17 protein-coding genes are annotated in these 17,624 nt (G+C 42.7%); 2 read left to right on the top strand and 15 right to left on the bottom strand.

Translation table 11 applies throughout. The features are described 5' to 3' along the window. Positions 1–167: 167 nt before the first annotated feature. The 13 genes from ACXAEO_RS21245 to ACXAEO_RS21185 form a co-directional block, all read right to left on the bottom strand. Complete coding sequence (locus ACXAEO_RS21245) at positions 168–695, bottom strand: acyltransferase (RefSeq protein ID WP_474884828.1); 528 nt, start codon at positions 693–695, stop codon at positions 168–170. Continuing rightward, entirely contained in the window at positions 692–1,339 is a 648-nt protein-coding gene (gene ppaX, locus ACXAEO_RS21240) for a pyrophosphatase PpaX (RefSeq protein WP_474884826.1), read from the bottom strand. Before ppaX ends, ACXAEO_RS21245 begins: the two co-directional genes overlap by 4 nt. Continuing rightward, positions 1,329–2,273: a nucleoside recognition domain-containing protein gene (locus tag ACXAEO_RS21235; protein ID WP_474884825.1), complete on the bottom strand. Its 945-nt coding sequence runs from the start codon at positions 2,271–2,273 to the stop codon at positions 1,329–1,331. The genes ppaX and ACXAEO_RS21235 overlap by 11 nt, the downstream gene beginning before the upstream one ends. Before the next feature lie 18 nt (positions 2,274–2,291). Next, positions 2,292–3,101, bottom strand: coding sequence for a prolipoprotein diacylglyceryl transferase (gene lgt, locus ACXAEO_RS21230; RefSeq protein WP_474884823.1), 810 nt, complete (start codon positions 3,099–3,101; stop codon positions 2,292–2,294). Between the two features lie 17 nt (positions 3,102–3,118). Continuing rightward, on the bottom strand, positions 3,119–4,057 hold the full coding sequence (gene hprK / locus ACXAEO_RS21225) for an HPr(Ser) kinase/phosphatase (RefSeq protein WP_474884822.1): 939 nt from the start codon (positions 4,055–4,057) through the stop codon (positions 3,119–3,121). A gap of 121 nt (positions 4,058–4,178) precedes the next feature. Next, positions 4,179–4,541, bottom strand: coding sequence for a phage holin family protein (locus tag ACXAEO_RS21220; RefSeq protein ID WP_474884819.1), 363 nt, complete (start codon positions 4,539–4,541; stop codon positions 4,179–4,181). Between the two features lie 2 nt (positions 4,542–4,543). Beyond that, entirely contained in the window at positions 4,544–4,738 is a 195-nt protein-coding gene (locus tag ACXAEO_RS21215; protein ID WP_474884816.1) for a PspC domain-containing protein, read from the bottom strand. 18 nt (positions 4,739–4,756) lie between these two features. After that, a complete protein-coding gene (locus tag ACXAEO_RS21210) occupies positions 4,757–5,854 on the bottom strand; it encodes a DUF4097 family beta strand repeat-containing protein (protein ID WP_474884814.1) in 1,098 nt (365 codons plus the stop codon). Positions 5,855–5,905: 51 nt separating this feature from the next. Next, entirely contained in the window at positions 5,906–6,217 is a 312-nt protein-coding gene (locus ACXAEO_RS21205; RefSeq protein ID WP_474884811.1) for a magnetosome magnetite crystal formation protein family, read from the bottom strand. 184 nt (positions 6,218–6,401) lie between these two features. Further along, a complete protein-coding gene (uvrA, locus tag ACXAEO_RS21200) occupies positions 6,402–9,278 on the bottom strand; it encodes an excinuclease ABC subunit UvrA (protein ID WP_474884808.1) in 2,877 nt (958 codons plus the stop codon). A 9-nt stretch (positions 9,279–9,287) separates the two neighbouring features. Beyond that, entirely contained in the window at positions 9,288–11,267 is a 1,980-nt protein-coding gene (gene uvrB / locus ACXAEO_RS21195; RefSeq protein ID WP_474884806.1) for an excinuclease ABC subunit UvrB, read from the bottom strand. 178 nt (positions 11,268–11,445) lie between these two features. Next, positions 11,446–11,679 (bottom strand): DUF2198 family protein, encoded by a 234-nt coding sequence (locus ACXAEO_RS21190; protein WP_474884804.1) that lies wholly within the window; start codon positions 11,677–11,679, stop codon positions 11,446–11,448. Positions 11,680–11,695: 16 nt separating this feature from the next. Beyond that, positions 11,696–12,661, bottom strand: coding sequence for a quinone oxidoreductase family protein (locus tag ACXAEO_RS21185; RefSeq protein WP_474884802.1), 966 nt, complete (start codon positions 12,659–12,661; stop codon positions 11,696–11,698). A gap of 238 nt (positions 12,662–12,899) precedes the next feature. Here ACXAEO_RS21185 and ACXAEO_RS21180 point away from each other — a divergent pair, with 238 nt between their 5' ends. Together ACXAEO_RS21180 and ACXAEO_RS21175 are read left to right on the top strand one after the other, a co-directional pair. After that, on the top strand, positions 12,900–13,790 hold the full coding sequence (locus ACXAEO_RS21180; RefSeq protein WP_474884800.1) for a hypothetical protein: 891 nt from the start codon (positions 12,900–12,902) through the stop codon (positions 13,788–13,790). 171 nt (positions 13,791–13,961) lie between these two features. Beyond that, complete coding sequence (locus tag ACXAEO_RS21175; RefSeq protein ID WP_474884799.1) at positions 13,962–14,420, top strand: YndM family protein; 459 nt, start codon at positions 13,962–13,964, stop codon at positions 14,418–14,420. Between the two features lie 69 nt (positions 14,421–14,489). Here ACXAEO_RS21175 and ACXAEO_RS21170 read toward each other — a convergent pair whose 3' ends face one another. Continuing rightward, the gene (locus ACXAEO_RS21170; RefSeq protein ID WP_474884798.1) at positions 14,490–15,677 is read right to left on the bottom strand and encodes a PDZ domain-containing protein; all 1,188 of its coding nucleotides are present in this window, start codon (positions 15,675–15,677) and stop codon (positions 14,490–14,492) included. Positions 15,678–15,951: 274 nt separating this feature from the next. Continuing rightward, positions 15,952–17,403, bottom strand: a complete 1,452-nt coding sequence (locus ACXAEO_RS21165) for a S41 family peptidase (RefSeq protein ID WP_474884796.1) — start codon at positions 17,401–17,403, stop codon at positions 15,952–15,954. Between the last annotated feature and the right edge of the window lie 221 nt (positions 17,404–17,624).

Genomic DNA, 17,624 nt, shown 5'->3' with positions numbered 1-17,624 from the left:
AGAATAATAAAAAATAACTAAATTTTTTTCTTCCAATTGATATGACAACGTTCCCTGAAATACCATTATTATCCTTATATATCAAAACTAACTCGAAAAAGACTGTGTTAAATAAGGGTTTATCCATTTAACACAGTCTTTTATCAAAAATATTCTATTTTTGCCATTTAAGAGAGCGGCTCCATCTTGCCTTTTGCCTTTTCTTCTAGTTGTTCCTTCGTGTAAATCACTTGCATCGGGTTGCCACCAACAAAGGCGCCCGCTGGAACATCTTTATGAACGAGAGTACCCGCTGAAACGATGGCTCCATCTCCAATGATTACCCCAGGTAAAATCGTCGTATTAGCGCCAATCATAACTTCATCACCGATGATAACCTCGCCAAGTCTATATTCTTTAATCAAATATTCATGTGCGAGAATCGTTGTATTATAACCAATGACTGTATTGCGCCCGACTTGAATTTTTTCAGGGAACATGACATCAAGCATAACCATTAAAGCAAAAGATGTTTCCGCCCCGACCTTCATGCCTAAAAATGTTCGATACAGCCAACTTTTCACAAATAAAAAAGGAGTATAGCGGGCAATCTGGATGACCATAAAATTTTTGACAACCTTCCAAAAAGGAACGGTTTTATACACATGCCAAAGCGAGTTTGCCCCTTCTACATGGTAACGAGTTGTTCTCCTCACACGTTAACGCTCCCGAGAACCTTTCTTAAATCACTCATCGTTTCCAACATAAAGTCTGGTTCGTATTTAGCCAAATAATCACGGCCCTTCACACTCCAAGCTACTCCAGCCGTTTTCGTTCCTGCGTTTTGCCCACCGACGATATCATGGTGGTTATCACCAATCATTAACGCCTCTTCAGGTTTAGCATTTAACTGCTCAAGCGCCTTCTCAATTGGCTCCGGATGTGGCTTCGGATGAGTCACATGGTCAATGGCCACAATGACATCGAAGAATTGGTCCAGCTTCGTCAGCTTCAGTCCCATCATAACGACATTGCTCATTTTCGTTGTCACAATACCGAGTTTGTATCCTTCCTCTTTCAACCATTGAACCGTCTCAAATACTCCTTCAAATTCTTTCACTAATAAGTCATGGTTAGAGATATTATACTCCCGGTATGTGTCGATTAAGTCTTGTACGCGTTCCTCGTCAATATTTGAAAACGTTTCATGCAACGTCGGTCCCATAAACGGGAGCACATCTTCACGCGCATATTGACCTGGATAAAATTTGTTTAACGTGTGAAGAAAAGAAGAAATAATTAATTCATTCGTATCAATCAGTGTTCCATCTAAATCAAACAGTATCGTGTTAATATTCATAAGTTGCTTCCTTTCGTTTTACAGTGTCGATGCGATTCCACGCTCTCGCTACAATGATAGTTAATAAAATGGCCACCACTAACCGGATCAGCAGCAACGGAAGAACATTAATGCCGAGCGGTATGAAAATGAGGGTATCTTCAATGACAGCATGACAAGCCACTAAAAAAATGAACGCAAGCGTTGCATCTTTTTTGGACACCCCATCCTCTTCTACCGCCTGAATCATCACACCCGCTCCATATGCCAAACCAATAACTAAGCCGGTCGCTAGCGTCATCGATGTATTTTCCTTCATGCCAAGCGTCCGTGTCGCTGGTGCCATCCATCGTGAAATTTTAGCTAGCCAATTTAAGTCTTTTAAAATTTGCATCCCAATCATAACAGGAATAACGATCAGAGCCATTTGCAAAATACCGAATCCTGCTTTTTCCATTCCTTGAAGAAAAATAGCCAGCCAACCTTCTACCTCTTCAGTTTTCGGCGACACAAAGCCGTATTGAGCGAGTTCGCTTCCTCCTTGCCATAGTAAATTAATAAAAAAAGCAGAGACAATCGCAAGTCCAAGACGAACCGCTAAAATCACCCAAAGCTTCACGCCCACTTTCAACGCCACACCTGTTTCGATGAAAAGGTTATGGGAAAATGAAAGCATGACCGCAATGATAAATACTTCTTTCACCGTTAAATCAAGTGACAGAATCCCGCCGATTCCTGCATATAAATTGAGACAGTTCCCAAGTACGAGCGGAATGGCCGCATCGCCTGACAATCCAATAAACGTCATAAACGGTTCAATCACATTTGCAAACCACGGAATAACTGGCGTATATTGAAGCATCGAAACGAGCAGCGTAATGGGAAAGATGATTTTTCCTAATGTCCATGTTGTCTTTAATCCAACAAACAAACCCCTTTTAAGTGAACCAGTCAAACGTCTCCCTCCCCGTCCTTAATCTAAATATCGCTCCTTGCTCCAGCCTTTCATGCGGCGAGCGATCCATAAGATGATTGCGAGCGCAATGAAAAACAAAGAAATCACTTGCGCAATGCGAAGAGTTTCCGTCAACATTAAGCTGTCTGTTCGTAACCCCTCCACAAAGAAGCGACCAATGGAGTACCAAATCATATACGTGAAAAACAATTCTCCCCGGCGTAAATTTACTTTCCGTAATGAAATTAGCAAAATAAAGCCCGCAATGCTCCAAAGCGATTCATATAAAAAGGTTGGATGGTAGTATGTACCATTAATATACATTTGATTAATAATAAAGTCTGGTAGCAATAAGCCTTCTAAAAACTCACGTGTCACAGGTCCCCCATGCGCCTCCTGGTTCATGAAGTTCCCCCAACGTCCAATCGCCTGCCCAAGAATGATGCTCGGCGCTGCGATATCAGCAAGCTTCCAAAACGAGACGCCCTTCACTTTCGCAAAGACAAGTCCGGTCGCTACTGCCCCGAGCAAACCGCCATGAATGGCAATTCCCCCTTGCCAAATTTGCGGAATTTCATTTAAATGCTGTGAGTAATAATCCCATTTAAAAGCAACATAATAGATTCTTGCACAAATGATCGCAATCGGTACGGCAAATAAAACAAGGTCTACAAATAATTCTTTCGGCAATCCCCGACGTTCCGCTTCTTTCGTCGCAACATATAACGCCAGTAATACACCCGCGCCAATAATAACTCCGTACCAGTAAATCGAAATTGGACCGAGTTGCAAAAAGACACGATCTAGCGGCTGTATGTTTCCTAGCACGATTTCACTCCCTCTCCTTAAATCTCGTCGTGATGGTCAACGTCTTCAATCACGTCTGTTAAACGGTTGGAAAACTGTTCTGCAGCATTGATGCCCATTCGCTTCAAACGGAAATTCATCGCGGCCACTTCAATAATGACAGCTAAGTTACGGCCCGGGCGAACTGGTACCGTCAACTTCGTCACATCCGTATCAATAATTTTCATTTTTTCTTCTTCTAAACCTAAACGGTCATACTGCTTCGTTTGGTCCCAAAGCTCAAGGTTAATAATTAAAGAAATGCGTTTATAGCTGCGGACAGATCCTGCTCCAAACAAAGTCATCACATTAATAATCCCTAAGCCTCGAATTTCCAGAAGATGCTCAATTAAGCCTGGCGCGTTACCAACGAGCGTATCTTGATCCTCTTGGCGAATTTCCACACAATCATCGGCCACGAGACGATGCCCGCGTTTCACAAGTTCAAGCGCGGTTTCACTTTTACCGACTCCACTTTTTCCCGTAATGAGCACCCCAATGCCGTACACATCTACAAGTACACCGTGCACCGCTGTCGTCGGAGCAAGTCTACTTTCTAAATAATTCGTCAAGTGGCTTGATAAACGGGTTGTTTTCATACGTGAACGCAACACCGGTACCGATTCCCGTTCGGAAGCGTCAATTAATTCCGGCGGTACGTCCATCTCCCGCGACACAATAATGGCAGGTGTAATGTCGGTGCAAAGTTGCTCCATTCTAATTTTTTTATCTTCCGAATCTAACTGTTGGAAAAAAGATAGCTCCGTTTTTCCTAACAGCTGTACCCGCTCAGCCGGATAATAGGCAAAATATCCTGCAATTTCAATCCCTGGCCTTGAAATATCACTAATTGTAATTGGTCGGTTAATACCGTCTCCGCCACTGATTAACTCTAAATTAAATTTTTCAATAATATCCTTTGTGCGAACGTTAGCCACGATGATTCCTCCTTTTATTTCAACAATCATTTTTACCCAAAATAAAGATGCTGCATGACAAAGCAGCATCTTTATTTTAGCACTATTTATGACATTAGAAAAATATGGCGGTCTTCACTAATTATCCTCTTTTTTGAATTCGTTCCACAATGAATTTTTGGATAAGAATATTCAGCAATGAAATAATAATCGCAGCCAACATTGCTGTTCCAAACCCTTCAATCACAAAGGAATCCCCCATCAAGGATTGGGTCATCATTAAAGTAATTGCATTAATTACGACTAAAAACAAACCGAGCGTTAAGACGGTAACAGGTAAAGTAAGTAAAATCAAAATCGGTTTAACGATGACATTAAGAACCGACAATAGCATACTAGCAATGATAGCAGCGCTCGCTGACTGTAAATAGAATGTATCGATGTAGCCTGCCACAACGATTAACACTAACGCATTTACTAAAACACTAATAAACCATTGCAACATATTTAATAAGTCCCCTCTTCATTCGGGACAACAAAAATCCAAATTAAATAAATCAGCGCAAGCGTTCCGTATCCAATCACTAACCCGATGACGAATAAAACGCGGAGTAAGGTCGCATCCCATCCTGTATAATCCGCCAAGCCCCCGATAACCCCAGCCAGCTTTCTTTTTCTTCGGGAACGATATAATTTTTTCATCTTCTTCACTCCTTTTCTTTACTCTTTAATCGTGATGGAGCTTGTTTTCGATTCAGCCACTAGCTTACATACACGCGGTTGCAGTTTATTCGCTTGAAAACGAAGCGACTTTTGAACAGTCTCGTTTTTTTCTTCAAGGATCTCTAAGCCTGGAAGCAAGCAAGTGAAATTCCCAAGATTGGATTTCAAATCCCCTTCGACTGCTAATGTCTTCGGAACGTATACGTCGATACTGCCTGTCGTCGTTTTTAAAAATAGCTTTTGTGTGCTGTCATCTTTTAAATAGCACTTAATGCTGCCATTGAACGTTTGAATATCGACCACTTCGCAAACACCGTCAATTCGAATCAATCCGTTAATAGTTTCCGCTTCACACTTTTTCACACGAGAAGCATCGAGTGAAATATGTCCGTGTGCCGTTTCCAGTTCCACTTCATCCGCTTGAATCGTTTTCAGTTTAATGCCTCCGTTCGCTGTTTTGGCCTTTACTTCCCGAGCGTGTATCCCTTCTGCTGCAATCGGTCCGTTAAACATGCGAACTTTAACCAATTCATACATCGCTGATGGTACATACATTTTTACTTTCACTTTCACATTCTTTTTTTGAACCGCAAAGCGCAGCTGCCCGTTTTCCATTAAAAGTGTCGCATCTTGAAGGAAGGATTGACGAGCTTCTTCCTGATTTTCCACTTTATACACAAGCGCTTCACATTCCACTCGCACATCGTGATGCACCCACGGGAGAAGTTCAACACTGCCGTTCGTTACATCTACATCAACCTGCCGAATACTCCCTGCTGAATGCTGAAAAATATGTCTCACTTCATAAGATGGACCAAAGTTAAAATCTAAGTCGAGATCTTTTACCTTTTTAACAGTTTGATCAATAAACGTTAAAAATTTGTCTTTAAAAGAATGTTGTTTGGATGATTCATACGAGGTTGAACTGCTTTTGCTGCCAAAAACAGCCGTAGAGAGCTCTTGAATCATCTCTTCTTCCTTTACATTCGCCTTTGTTTGCTCCTGTTCCAACGCTTCCAGCAACGTTAACGCCTCTGCCGCTGACAACTTTCCTTCTTCGACCATGTTTAAAATTTGCTTACGTTTTTCCTTCATCTTCCTTGCCTCCCAACCCGCATTTGTATACGTTTTGTTTCCTTACTCGCCTTAAGACATTAATACCTTAATTCCCCTCACTACATTCCATACAACCATAATAAAACTCAGCAAAGAAAATAAAATCATAATCAAAAACAGCCATCCTACGATGATTTCTCCTGATAAAGACATCCCCGGAATAAATACGATAAAGAATAACAAAAACGTTAAAGCAGGGATCACGTGTGACAAAAACGAAGCCTTCGCATGTCGTTTCACATCATGCTCATCCGCTACGAAATAGACGATAATTGGCAATAAAAACGGGGCAAAAAATACACTAAAATAACATAAGGAAGAAATGATTTTTCGCGCTTCCATCTTGTTCAGCTCCTTTAATTTGTTATACGTTTATTCCCCGAAATGGTTTCATATGTTATTTAAATCAACCTAAACGTGAGAGAAGAGTCCTTACAAGATGTTGCCGCACACTTCTATGAGAACCTTTATAAGACAAACGAAAAAAAGCTGAACAGAAAGTACACTTTCCGCTCAGCTTGTGTATTTAGTTTGTAACGATTTCTGCTTGTTTCAGTTTTTCGTCCATACGCTGGCGGTCTCGTTGTAAAATTGGTTTTAAGTAACGACCTGTGTAGGACGCTTCTACTTCTGCAACTTCTTCTGGGGTACCGGTAGCGACAATTTGACCGCCGCCGTCTCCGCCTTCTGGGCCAAGGTCTACAAGGTAATCAGCCGCTTTAATCACATCCAGATTATGCTCGATAACCAAGACTGTATCGCCGTTATCGACAAGACGCTGCAATACTTTCAACAAACGAGAAATGTCATCAATGTGCAATCCAGTGGTTGGTTCATCTAAAATATACAATGTCCGACCTGTCGAACGTCGATGGAGCTCCGAAGCAAGCTTCACACGCTGTGCTTCCCCTCCTGAGAGGGTCGTTGCTGGTTGTCCTAGTTTAATATAGCCAAGCCCGACATCCAAAATCGTTTGGAGCTTCCGCTTAATTTTTGGGATATTTTCAAAGAAGTGTAACCCATCTTCGACTGTCATTTCCAATACGTCCGAAATGTTTTTTCCTTTGTAAGTGACTTCTAATGTTTCACGGTTGTATCGTTTCCCATGACATACTTCACATGGTACATACACATCCGGTAAAAAGTGCATTTCAATTTTGATGATTCCATCTCCACGACACGCCTCACAGCGGCCACCTTTCACATTGAAGCTGAAGCGCCCTTTTTTGTACCCACGCACTTTCGCTTCGTTTGTTTGGGCAAATACATCACGGATGTCATCAAACACCCCTGTATACGTGGCTGGATTTGAGCGTGGAGTACGCCCGATTGGTGATTGATCGATATCAATGACTTTATCGAGATTTTCCAGTCCTTTGATTTCTTTATGTTCACCCGGTTTGCTTTTGGATTTATACAGCTTTTGCGCAAGTGCCTTATGAAGCACCTCATTAATGAGCGTACTTTTCCCCGACCCAGATACACCGGTTACGGCAGTGAATGTACCGAGCGGAAACTTCACCTTCACGTTTTTCAAGTTGTTCTCTTTTGCGCCAATAATTTCAATCATTCGCTCTTTATCAGGCTGTCTTCGTTCCTGTGGGAGCGGAATAAATTTTTTCCCTGCTAAATATTGTCCTGTTAACGAGTTCGGATCGTTCATCACTTCTTCCGGTTTTCCACTTGATACAATTTGTCCGCCATGTACACCGGCACCTGGACCGATATCAATTAAATAATCAGCGGCCATCATCGTATCTTCATCATGCTCGACGACAATAAGGGTGTTGCCAATATCCCGCATATTTTGCATCGTTTGAATTAAACGGTCGTTGTCACGCTGATGCAATCCGATGGACGGTTCATCTAAAATATATAGCACACCTGTTAACCTGGAGCCAATTTGCGTTGCTAATCGAATTCGCTGCGCCTCACCACCCGATAACGTTCCAGCAGAGCGGCTTAGCGTTAAGTAATCTAGGCCCACATTATTTAAGAAGCCCAGCCGCTCCTGAATTTCACGCAAAATCATCTGCGCAATTTTCATTTCCTTTTCCGACAATTGAAGAGTGTCAAAAAAGTCATACGCTTCTTGAACAGACAATCTCGTCACATCCCCAATATGACGACGATCAACCAACACAGCCAAACTTTCTTTTTTCAAACGGTTCCCCTTACAAGTTGGACATGGTTGCTGTGCCATATACTTTTCCATCTGCTCTCGAATGTAATCCGAGCTTGTTTCTCGGTAGCGGCGCTCAACGTTCGGAATGACCCCTTCAAACTGGATATAGTTTTCACGAACTTGTCCAAAATCATTTTCATAGCGGAAGTAAATCTCTTCTCCGTCACTTCCATATAGCACCTTGTCTAATAAATGCTTCGGCAAGTCCTTGACTGGCACATCCATGTCAATGCCGTAATGCTGACAAACCGATTCCAACAGTTGCGGATAATATTGCGAGCTTGTCGGTTCCCACGGTGCAATCGCATGTTGCTTCAACGACAAATCGTGATTCGGAAGAACAAGATCAAGGTCCACTTCCAGCTTTGAGCCCAATCCGTCACAGCTTGGACAAGCCCCGTACGGACTATTGAACGAAAACATTCGCGGCTCCAATTCTCCGATCGAAAAACCGCAATGCGGGCAAGCATGGTGCTCACTAAACAATAGTTCTTCTTCTCCCATTACATCGATAATCACTCGTCCTTCTCCGAGCCTTAACGCTGTTTCCAACGAATCCGCCAGACGTGCTGCGACTCCTTCTTTCACCACAATTCGGTCAATGACTACTTCAATGGAGTGCTTTTTGTTTTTCTCTAGTTCAATCTCTTCCGATAAATCTAAAATCTCGCCGTCAATGCGCGCCCGCACATATCCTTGTTTTTTTATGTCTTCTAACACTTTGACATGAGCACCTTTTCGCCCTGACACAACAGGTGACAGCACTTGAATTTTCGTTCGTTCTGGATACTCCATAATGCGGTCGACCATTTGTTCAATCGTTTGTGACGTGATTTCGATATCGTGTGTCGGACATGTCGGGCGCCCGACGCGCGCAAACAACAGGCGCAAATAATCATAAATTTCCGTGACCGTCCCGACCGTTGAACGCGGGTTGCGGCTTGTTGTTTTTTGATCAATCGAAATAGCAGGTGACAAACCTTCAATCGCATCAACATCCGGCTTATCCATTTGCCCTAAAAACTGGCGGGCATAGGCAGACAACGACTCAACGTAGCGTCGTTGCCCTTCTGCGTATATCGTGTCAAAAGCAAGGGAAGATTTCCCCGAGCCAGATAACCCTGTTACCACCACTAGTTGATCACGCGGAATAGTGACATCGATATTTTTTAAATTGTGGGCTCTCGCCCCTTTTACGACGATGTGTTCCATAGCCATCTTCTTTTCTCATCCTTCCGCTTTCAGCTCTATCAGTAAATCGCGCAATTCGGCTGCCCGTTCGAAATTCAAAGCTTTGGCGGCTTCTTTCATTTCGATTTCAAGCTTCGCTATCATTGTTTCTCGTTCTTTCTTCGTCATTTTTCCAACCTTCGGCGCCGCATCATATGTTTCACTTTCTTCCGCTGCAACTGTTGCTCGAATGGAACCATGAACAGCCTTTTTAATCGTCTTCGGTGTAACGCCATGTTCCTCATTGTAAGCCTGCTGCTTCTCGCGGCGACGCTTTGTTTCATCAAGGGCGATTTCCATCGACTTCGTAATACGGTCCGCATACATAATGACATGGCCGTTTGAATTTCGAGCTGCTCGGCCAATCGTCTGAATTAATGACCGCTCCGAACGAAGGAAACCTTCTTTATCTGCATCTAAAATGGCCACGAGCGACACTTCTGGAATATCAAGACCTTCTCTTAACAAGTTGATGCCAACTAATACATCATACTTACCAAGACGCAATTCTCGAATCGTCTCAATCCGTTCAAGCGTCTTGACTTCTGAATGCAAGTAGTTCACTTTAATCCCGAGCTCTTTTAAATAGTCGGTCAAGTCTTCCGACATCTTCTTCGTCAACGTCGTCACAAGTACCCGCTCATCACGTTTAATGCGCTCGTGGATTTCTCCTAATAAATCATCGATTTGTCCTTCAATTGGGCGCACGTCAATCGTCGGATCAAGCAACCCAGTCGGGCGAATAATTTGCTCTACAACTGCTGGCGCCTTTTCCAACTCATACGGTCCAGGTGTCGCAGAAACGTGAACAATCTGGTTAATATGCTGTTCAAATTCCTCAAACTTCAGCGGTCGGTTATCGAGCGCTGATGGAAGGCGGAAGCCGTGATCGACAAGCACTTGCTTCCGTGCTTGGTCTCCATTATACATACCCCGAATTTGCGGAACTGTCACATGCGACTCATCAATGACAATCAAAAAATCATCCGGAAAGAAATCAAGCAGCGTATAAGGAGTAGAACCAGGAGGGCGCAACGTCAGATGACGGGAATAGTTCTCGATTCCCGAACAAAATCCCATTTCCCTCATCATTTCTAAATCATAGCGAGTTCGTTGCTCCAGCCGCTGTGCTTCCAACAGTTTTCCGTTTTCACGCATTACATGGAGACGTTCTTCCAGCTCTTTTTCAATATTTTGAATGGCTACACGCATCTTTTCTTCTCGTGTCACGAAGTGGGATGCTGGGAAGATGGCGACATGCTCACGCTCTGCTAAAATTTCACCGGTAAGGGCATCGACTTCACGGATGCGATCAATTTCATCTCCGAAAAACTCGATTCGAATGCAGTGCTCATCACGCGATGCTGGAAAAATCTCAACGACATCACCCCGCACACGGAAAGTCCCGCGTTTAAAATCAATATCATTTCGTTCATATTGTACGTCGACAAACTCTCGTAATAGCTCGTTTCGCTCTTTCTCCATCCCAACGCGTAAAGAGACGACCATCTCTTTGTATTCTTCTGGCGAACCTAAGCCATAAATACAGGACACACTGGCAATGATAATGACATCTTTACGCTCAAACAACGCTGACGTAGCCGAGTGGCGCAACTTGTCAATTTCGTCATTAATACTAGCGTCCTTTTCAATGAAAGTATCCGTTTGAGGCACGTAGGCTTCAGGCTGGTAATAGTCGTAATAACTCACGAAATATTCGACGGCATTATTCGGAAAAAACTCCTTAAACTCGCTGTACAGTTGGCCAGCGAGCGTTTTATTATGGGCAATCACAAGGGTTGGCTTGTTCACTTCTTTAATTAAATTGGAAACCGTAAACGTTTTTCCCGTTCCAGTTGCCCCAAGCAGTACTTGATGCTTTTTCCCTTGCCGAATTCCTTCCACAAGCGCCGCAATCGCTTTCGGCTGATCACCTTGCGGGGAATAGGCAGACACTAAATCGAATTGGTCTTTCACACAATTGCCTCCAATCGTACAGAAAAATGTATTTTCATTGTAGCACAAATGAGCTGTAAAACTCCAAAAATACGAACTAATATTCCCCTAAAAAGAGAATTGCACAAAATCCACAAAAGTAGAAAAAAACACTCATCTCAGTTTGTTTTGTACCCTTGATGAGTGTTTTTTATCCGTATTATGTTTTTACACGCAGACCACTCAGCATTTTCCTCGCGTAAATGACCCCAATGATGACAGAAGCAACATCTACTGCGATGATGACGGGATAATCGGCATATCCTTTATAAATAGACAACGCAAGCAGCACGGCAGTCAGCGCTGTTCCCACTGTGACACTGTACGTAACTCTCGTAAAGAAAAGAACGAGTAAAAACGGAATGACCATTCCACATATGATTTTGACCACCATCTGTCTCTCACCTCTTTTACGGAATTAATAAAATTTTCCCCATGCTTTTTCGGCTTTCTAAATAGCGATGCGCTTCCGCTCCCTCACTAAGTGGAAAGGTTGTGGCTGCTGATATGTTCAATTTTCCTTCCTGTATCCATTGAAATAGCTCGTTTGAACGCTCAACCCGTTCTTCATAGGAAGTAAGCACATTCCAAAGGTCCCCACCCGTTAAGGTTTTGGATGTATCCATTAACATTCTTGGATCAACGTGTGCAGGATCTCCTCCGGCCATTCCGTAAAATACGACCGTGCCTCCGATACGCGTCACCTCAAAGCTGTCCATAAGTGTAGACCCCACGGATTCATAGGTAACATCCACCCCATTTTTCTCCGTTACTTGAAGCACGTGTTCTTTCCAATTCTCTTCATATAAAAATACTTCATCTGCTCCGGCATTCTTCGCCGCTTTTCTTTTCTCCTCTGAAGACGTCAATCCGATGACTTTTCCGCCAAGCAATTTCACCATTTGAACGAGAAGCTGCCCGACGCCGCCAGCTGCAGCGTGAACAAGAGCAATATCACCTGCTTGAATGCGATAGCTGTCTTTCGTTAAATAATGAGCGGTCAGCCCTTGAAGCAAAACAGACGCCGCCGTTTCAAACGAAACCCCTTCTGGAAGTGGAATCGCTTTGTCTTTCGGAACCGCTACAAGCTCGGCATTCGCGTGTGGTACATCCGCAAAGGCAATGCGATCGCCTGGCTTAAGACCTGTAACCTCGCTTCCTATTTTTTGAACAACTCCAGCCCCTTCGTAGCCTAAAATATAAGGCGGTTCTCCTGCTAGATGATAATTTCCTTTTCTTCTATATACATCGGCAAAATTCAAACCGATTGCTTTCATATTTAATAAAATGTCATGGGGGCCGATGATAGGTTCTGCTAGTTCTTGATCATGCAGCACCTCCGGACCTCCAAATGTTTCAAACACAAGCGCTCTCATATATGTACCTCCTATTTCGTTCCTTTTCACACTTTTCATCATATCACACTGCCTCTTCTATTTGCCTAAACATAGCCGCAGAACCATAAGGATTTACTTTACCTTTTAAAATTTTTTAAAATAATTTTTGATTTTTTTCCTCTTTTCACCGTTTTTTCACCATTCAAGTTTAAAGTAACACATGTAGACAACACCAATGAGTGAAACAACAATATACACAATTGAGGAGGAAGTAAAAATGATGAACAAAAAGAAATTATTCGGTTATGTAATGACAGGTGCTTTATCAGTAGGAATTATCGGAGGCGCGACTCTTCCTGCGGCAGCTGCCACAGACGATACAAGCTCTACAGCACCAGTTGCACAAATGCTCAAAGGAAAAGGGGCACAAAATTTAGATGAAGCTACTCAACAACAAATTCAAGAAATTATGGAACAGGCAAAAGCTCAATTAGCGGAGCTTGGTGTGAATCTTCCAACTAAAGGCGAGCGCCCTGATTTATTCGCTAACCTTGATGACGAAACGAAAGAACAAGCAAAAGCCATTATGGAGCAAGTAAAAGATGGGACTTTGACTCAAGAAGAAGCTCAAGCTCAATTAGCTGAACTTGGTGTAGAACTTCCGGCTAAAGGTCATAAAGGACCAAAAGGCGACCGTGCTGGCGCTTTCGCTAACCTTGATGACGAAACGAAAGAACAAGTAAAAACCATTATGGAACAAGTAAAAGATGGGACTTTGACTCAAGAAGAAGCTCAAGCTCAATTAGCTGAACTTGGTGTAGAACTTCCGGCTAAAGGTCATAAAGGACCAAAAGGCGACCGTGCTGGCGCTTTCGCTAACCTTGATGACGAAACGAAAGAACAAGCAAAAGCCATTATGGAGCAAGTGAAAGATGGGGCTTTAACTCAAGAAGAAGCTCAAGCTCAATTAGCTGAACTTGGTGTAGAACTTCCGGCTAAAGGTCATAAAGGGCTAAAAGGCGACCGTGCTGATTTATTCGCTAACCTTGATGACGAAACAAAAGAAAAAGCTCAAGCAATCATCGATGAAATGAACGCTCAATTAGCAGAGCTTGGTGTGAAATCTCCAGGTAAAGGCCACAAAGAGTTCACAGAAGCGGCAGAATAATAAATAACTGACCTAACAAAAGCACCGTACTTAGCTGTTACGGTGCTTTTTGCTTTCCATTGTCTGTTTTAGTACACATGACTCAGACGTCCTTGTTAACTGCTAAATCGATGATTCCATGTATGAAAACCCCTTTTTTGACTAAAAATAAGTGGAAAAGGGAGGTTAACCATGAAACAGACAACCGTACTATTTATAAAATTGATTGCTTCTATCCTTGCGTTTACGATTGCACTTGATTTGTTTTTTGAGGCCACATTTGTTGATATTCTATCCTTCAGCGTGCTTGTGACAGCCATCTCTTACATACTCGGCGATCGAATCATTTTGCCGAACTTCGGAAATGCCTCCACAGCTGTCGTCGAATTCCTCTTGATCTATATGAGTGTATGGATTTTTGGAGGAATTCTGTTTGATAATTATTTGCAAATCGCTTGGGGAAGCATTATATCCGCAGGTCTCATTACAGGAGTAGAAGTATTTATTCACCGCTATTTGCTGAACCACCTCGCTGCACGGGAACCGAAGGAACGACCACAAGTAAACTTTAATCGAAGGTTAGCATACGGAACCGAATTTGCAGAAGAATCGGACGTAAGAAATCACACATCGTCCGAAAAAGAAGAATAACACAAAACAAGGGAGGAGAAACTAGCCGTTTCTTCCTCCCTTGTTTTTGCGTTTAGCTTAACTAATTCTTCATACCGCTTCCGGCTTCCAATCTTGATGACTCTGAACAAATAGTACCCCAAGTTCATGATGTTCCCCATCATAAAGCGCACGTTGAACGAAACGCACTTCTCCGTTGACATCATTTACTTCCAGCTTGCAATAGGCGCGATTAAGCTGCAAGGCACGGTAAAACTCGTTGACATCAGAAACAGGCATCCCATTTACCTTCATAATAACTTCCCCTACTTTAAGGTCCATCTTTTCAGCGGGAGACTTCGGAATAAAGCCTAAAATAACCAATCCTTTTTCTCGTTTTCCAAAAAACGAAGGTGCATTTTCATCGTTTATTCGTTGGTTAATACTAATCCATTCACGTACTAAAATAGCGAGACTCCCTATGAACACAGCGGCCAATGGATAGAAAAAAACAATCGGTGTTAACAACGTCACCACTAGCCCAAGTCCAAGTACACGTCTTCCCGTATTGGAAATTGATTCAACCGGTAGCATCCCTTGTACTTTTTGGAAAAATCCAATCCCAAATGGCACAAGAAATAAACTAAAAGTCTCACCTTGTAAAGATAAGGTCGGCCACCATCCAAAAAGCTGTCCGAAGCTATCTCCTGGAATGAGAACCATGACCGGAATTCCCCATAGCTTTTGTGAGAAGTGGACCCCCATCGGCAAACCACGCTTGCTTTTTAACACAGCAGGCGATGTCCCTTTCACGCCAAACTTCCAAACTAAATAACCTTCTGCCAATAAAAGTACCGCCAATAAAACGGTGAGGGAGGTTAACGGTGTTTCCTGTATATCCTTTAGCCACGTTTGGAGAACTCCGCTTGCCCCTGTCTGTTCTGGAATAAAAAAGGCAATAACCATTGTAAATCCAATCACATAAGCAGGAGACAACCAACGGAATGTCCACGGGCCACTCAAAAGCATCGTGATAGCGGCTACGAGGGCAATCACTCCAAATGGCATGTACACACCCGCCAGCACAGCCACCAGAGATGCAATTATTCCAATGACAACACCAGGGAAAAATAAATATTTCAATTCCAACACAAAATCAAACACACGCGTATGAAAATAATTGCGTTCTCGTTTCACCCGTACTTGTCCGACAAAGAAGGCCACCATAATAAAAAAGTATGTTAACGGGTGCATAAAAAAGCGACCAATTCCCGCCAACCCTTCCGTTACAATCTCCATCTCCATTCACCGCCTATCTATCTCTTTTTTTGTTATTCTTCCGTTGCACATAGTCTTATTTTAGCAAAAGGCCCTATTAAACAACAATGTCGATTTTCAATGTTTTGGAATCATTTACGTAAAAAGGGGGGAACTATCTAATCTATTCTAAACACCGCAAAACATCATGGCCTTTCGATTTCATAAAAAATGGACCGTTTATGGAAACCTTTTGTATTCTCAAGGTTTCGTAACGGTCCATTTTGCTCAGTATTGGAAAAAGTCGACTTTTCCGTTATTTTTGGCTAACGAGCTTAATTGCTGTTTGCAATTGAAGGTCATTCGTTTCTGCCTGAATTTGTTCAAGAAGCTTCGTTTGAATTAGAGAAGCAGTTTCCTCATCAATTGTTCCTGTTACCGTTTGTTTATTCGTTTGCTGGAAGGCTTTGACTGCCGTTTCCGTCTGCTTATCGAAATAACCGTCCGTACGGCCTGGTTCAAACCCAAGTCCTTTCAGCATCTCTTGTGCATTTTTCACTTGATCACTGTTCATATCATACGCAAGCGGCTTTTCCACTTGAATCGGATTCGCATAATAGTAATCCGGCTGCTTCACTTCAACGGTCGGCTTCACACCTTTTTCATGAATCCAGTTGCCGTCTGGTGTTAACCACTTATAGAAAGTAAGCTTAATGTTGCTGCCGTCCTCCATTGGTACAGCCTGCTGAACCGTTCCTTTTCCAAACGACGTTTCACCGACTAGTTCATACCCGCCCGCTTCTTTCAGCGCTCCCGCTAAAATTTCAGAGGCGGACGCACTTCCACGGTCAATCAGCGTGACGATTGGATAGTCTTTCTTTTCTTTTAAGGAAGAAAAGATTCGCTGCTTTTCGCCATCTCGTTGCTCAATTTGCACTAATGGTTTTTCTTCTGTGACAAGCTCTTTCAAAATTTCTTCTACACTTTGCAAGTAGCCGCCCGGATTTCCGCGAACATCCAATACGAGTCCGTCAATTCCCTTTTTCTCAAGCGCTGCCAGCTGTTCGTTAAACTCTTTCGCTGTCGATTCTGAGAAGGACGTAATTTCCATGTATCCGATTTGTTTTCCATTGGATTTCTTCACGGATGAATAAACCGTTTCAATTGGAATTTCATCTCGTTTGACGCTAATTTCCAATGCATCTTTCACACCTGGTCGCTCCACATCAAGTTTGACAGTTGACCCTTTTTCACCGCGGATTTTTAATACCGCTTCATACAAATCAAGTCCTTCAATGCTTTTGCCGTCAATGCGAATAATTTGATCATTCGGCTTTAACCCTGCTTTTTCAGCTGGCGAATCTTTGAACGGAGCGACAATGGTTACTTTTCCTTCCACCATGCTGACCTCTGCGCCAATTCCTTCAAAAGAAGAGTCAAGGGATTGAGTAAATTGCTCGGACGTTTCTTTATCCATGTACACAGAGTACGGATCTTTTAACGTCTCCACCATTCCTTGAATGGCGCCATCCAATACTTGGTCTTTATCAATGTCTTTATAATACTGGGTCGAAATTAATTCATAAGCTTGTCTAATTTTTTCAAAATGCTCATCAACGGATTCGCTTTTGGCTTCTCCTTTGACCGGCAATGCCACATGGTCACTGACCGCTAAGTTTTGCGGAAGCAATTGGGCACCAAAATACATCCCGACAGCTCCTGTCATTAATGAGACAAACATTAAAATTGCTACTAATTTCCGGTTCAATCGCGCTAACCTCCTCAGCCCGCATTATCTCTTCCTATTATAAACAAATTGGGATAAACTATGTAAAACTTTTGCGAAAAGCGAAAGGCTATCTGTAAAACCCAACCTCTTCACTTGTTACTTTTCCTCATTTTTTGTAGCAAAAGGCATCACACAAAAGGTGTGATGCCTTTGTACCACTATATGACTGCTTGTACGTTTTATGCGGAATAATTACGGGT

The organism is Bacillus sp. ABA4_010 (assembly GCF_056159105.1).
The sequence above is the reverse complement of the archived record's forward strand: the minus strand, read 5'-3'. Positions and strand labels throughout refer to the sequence as shown.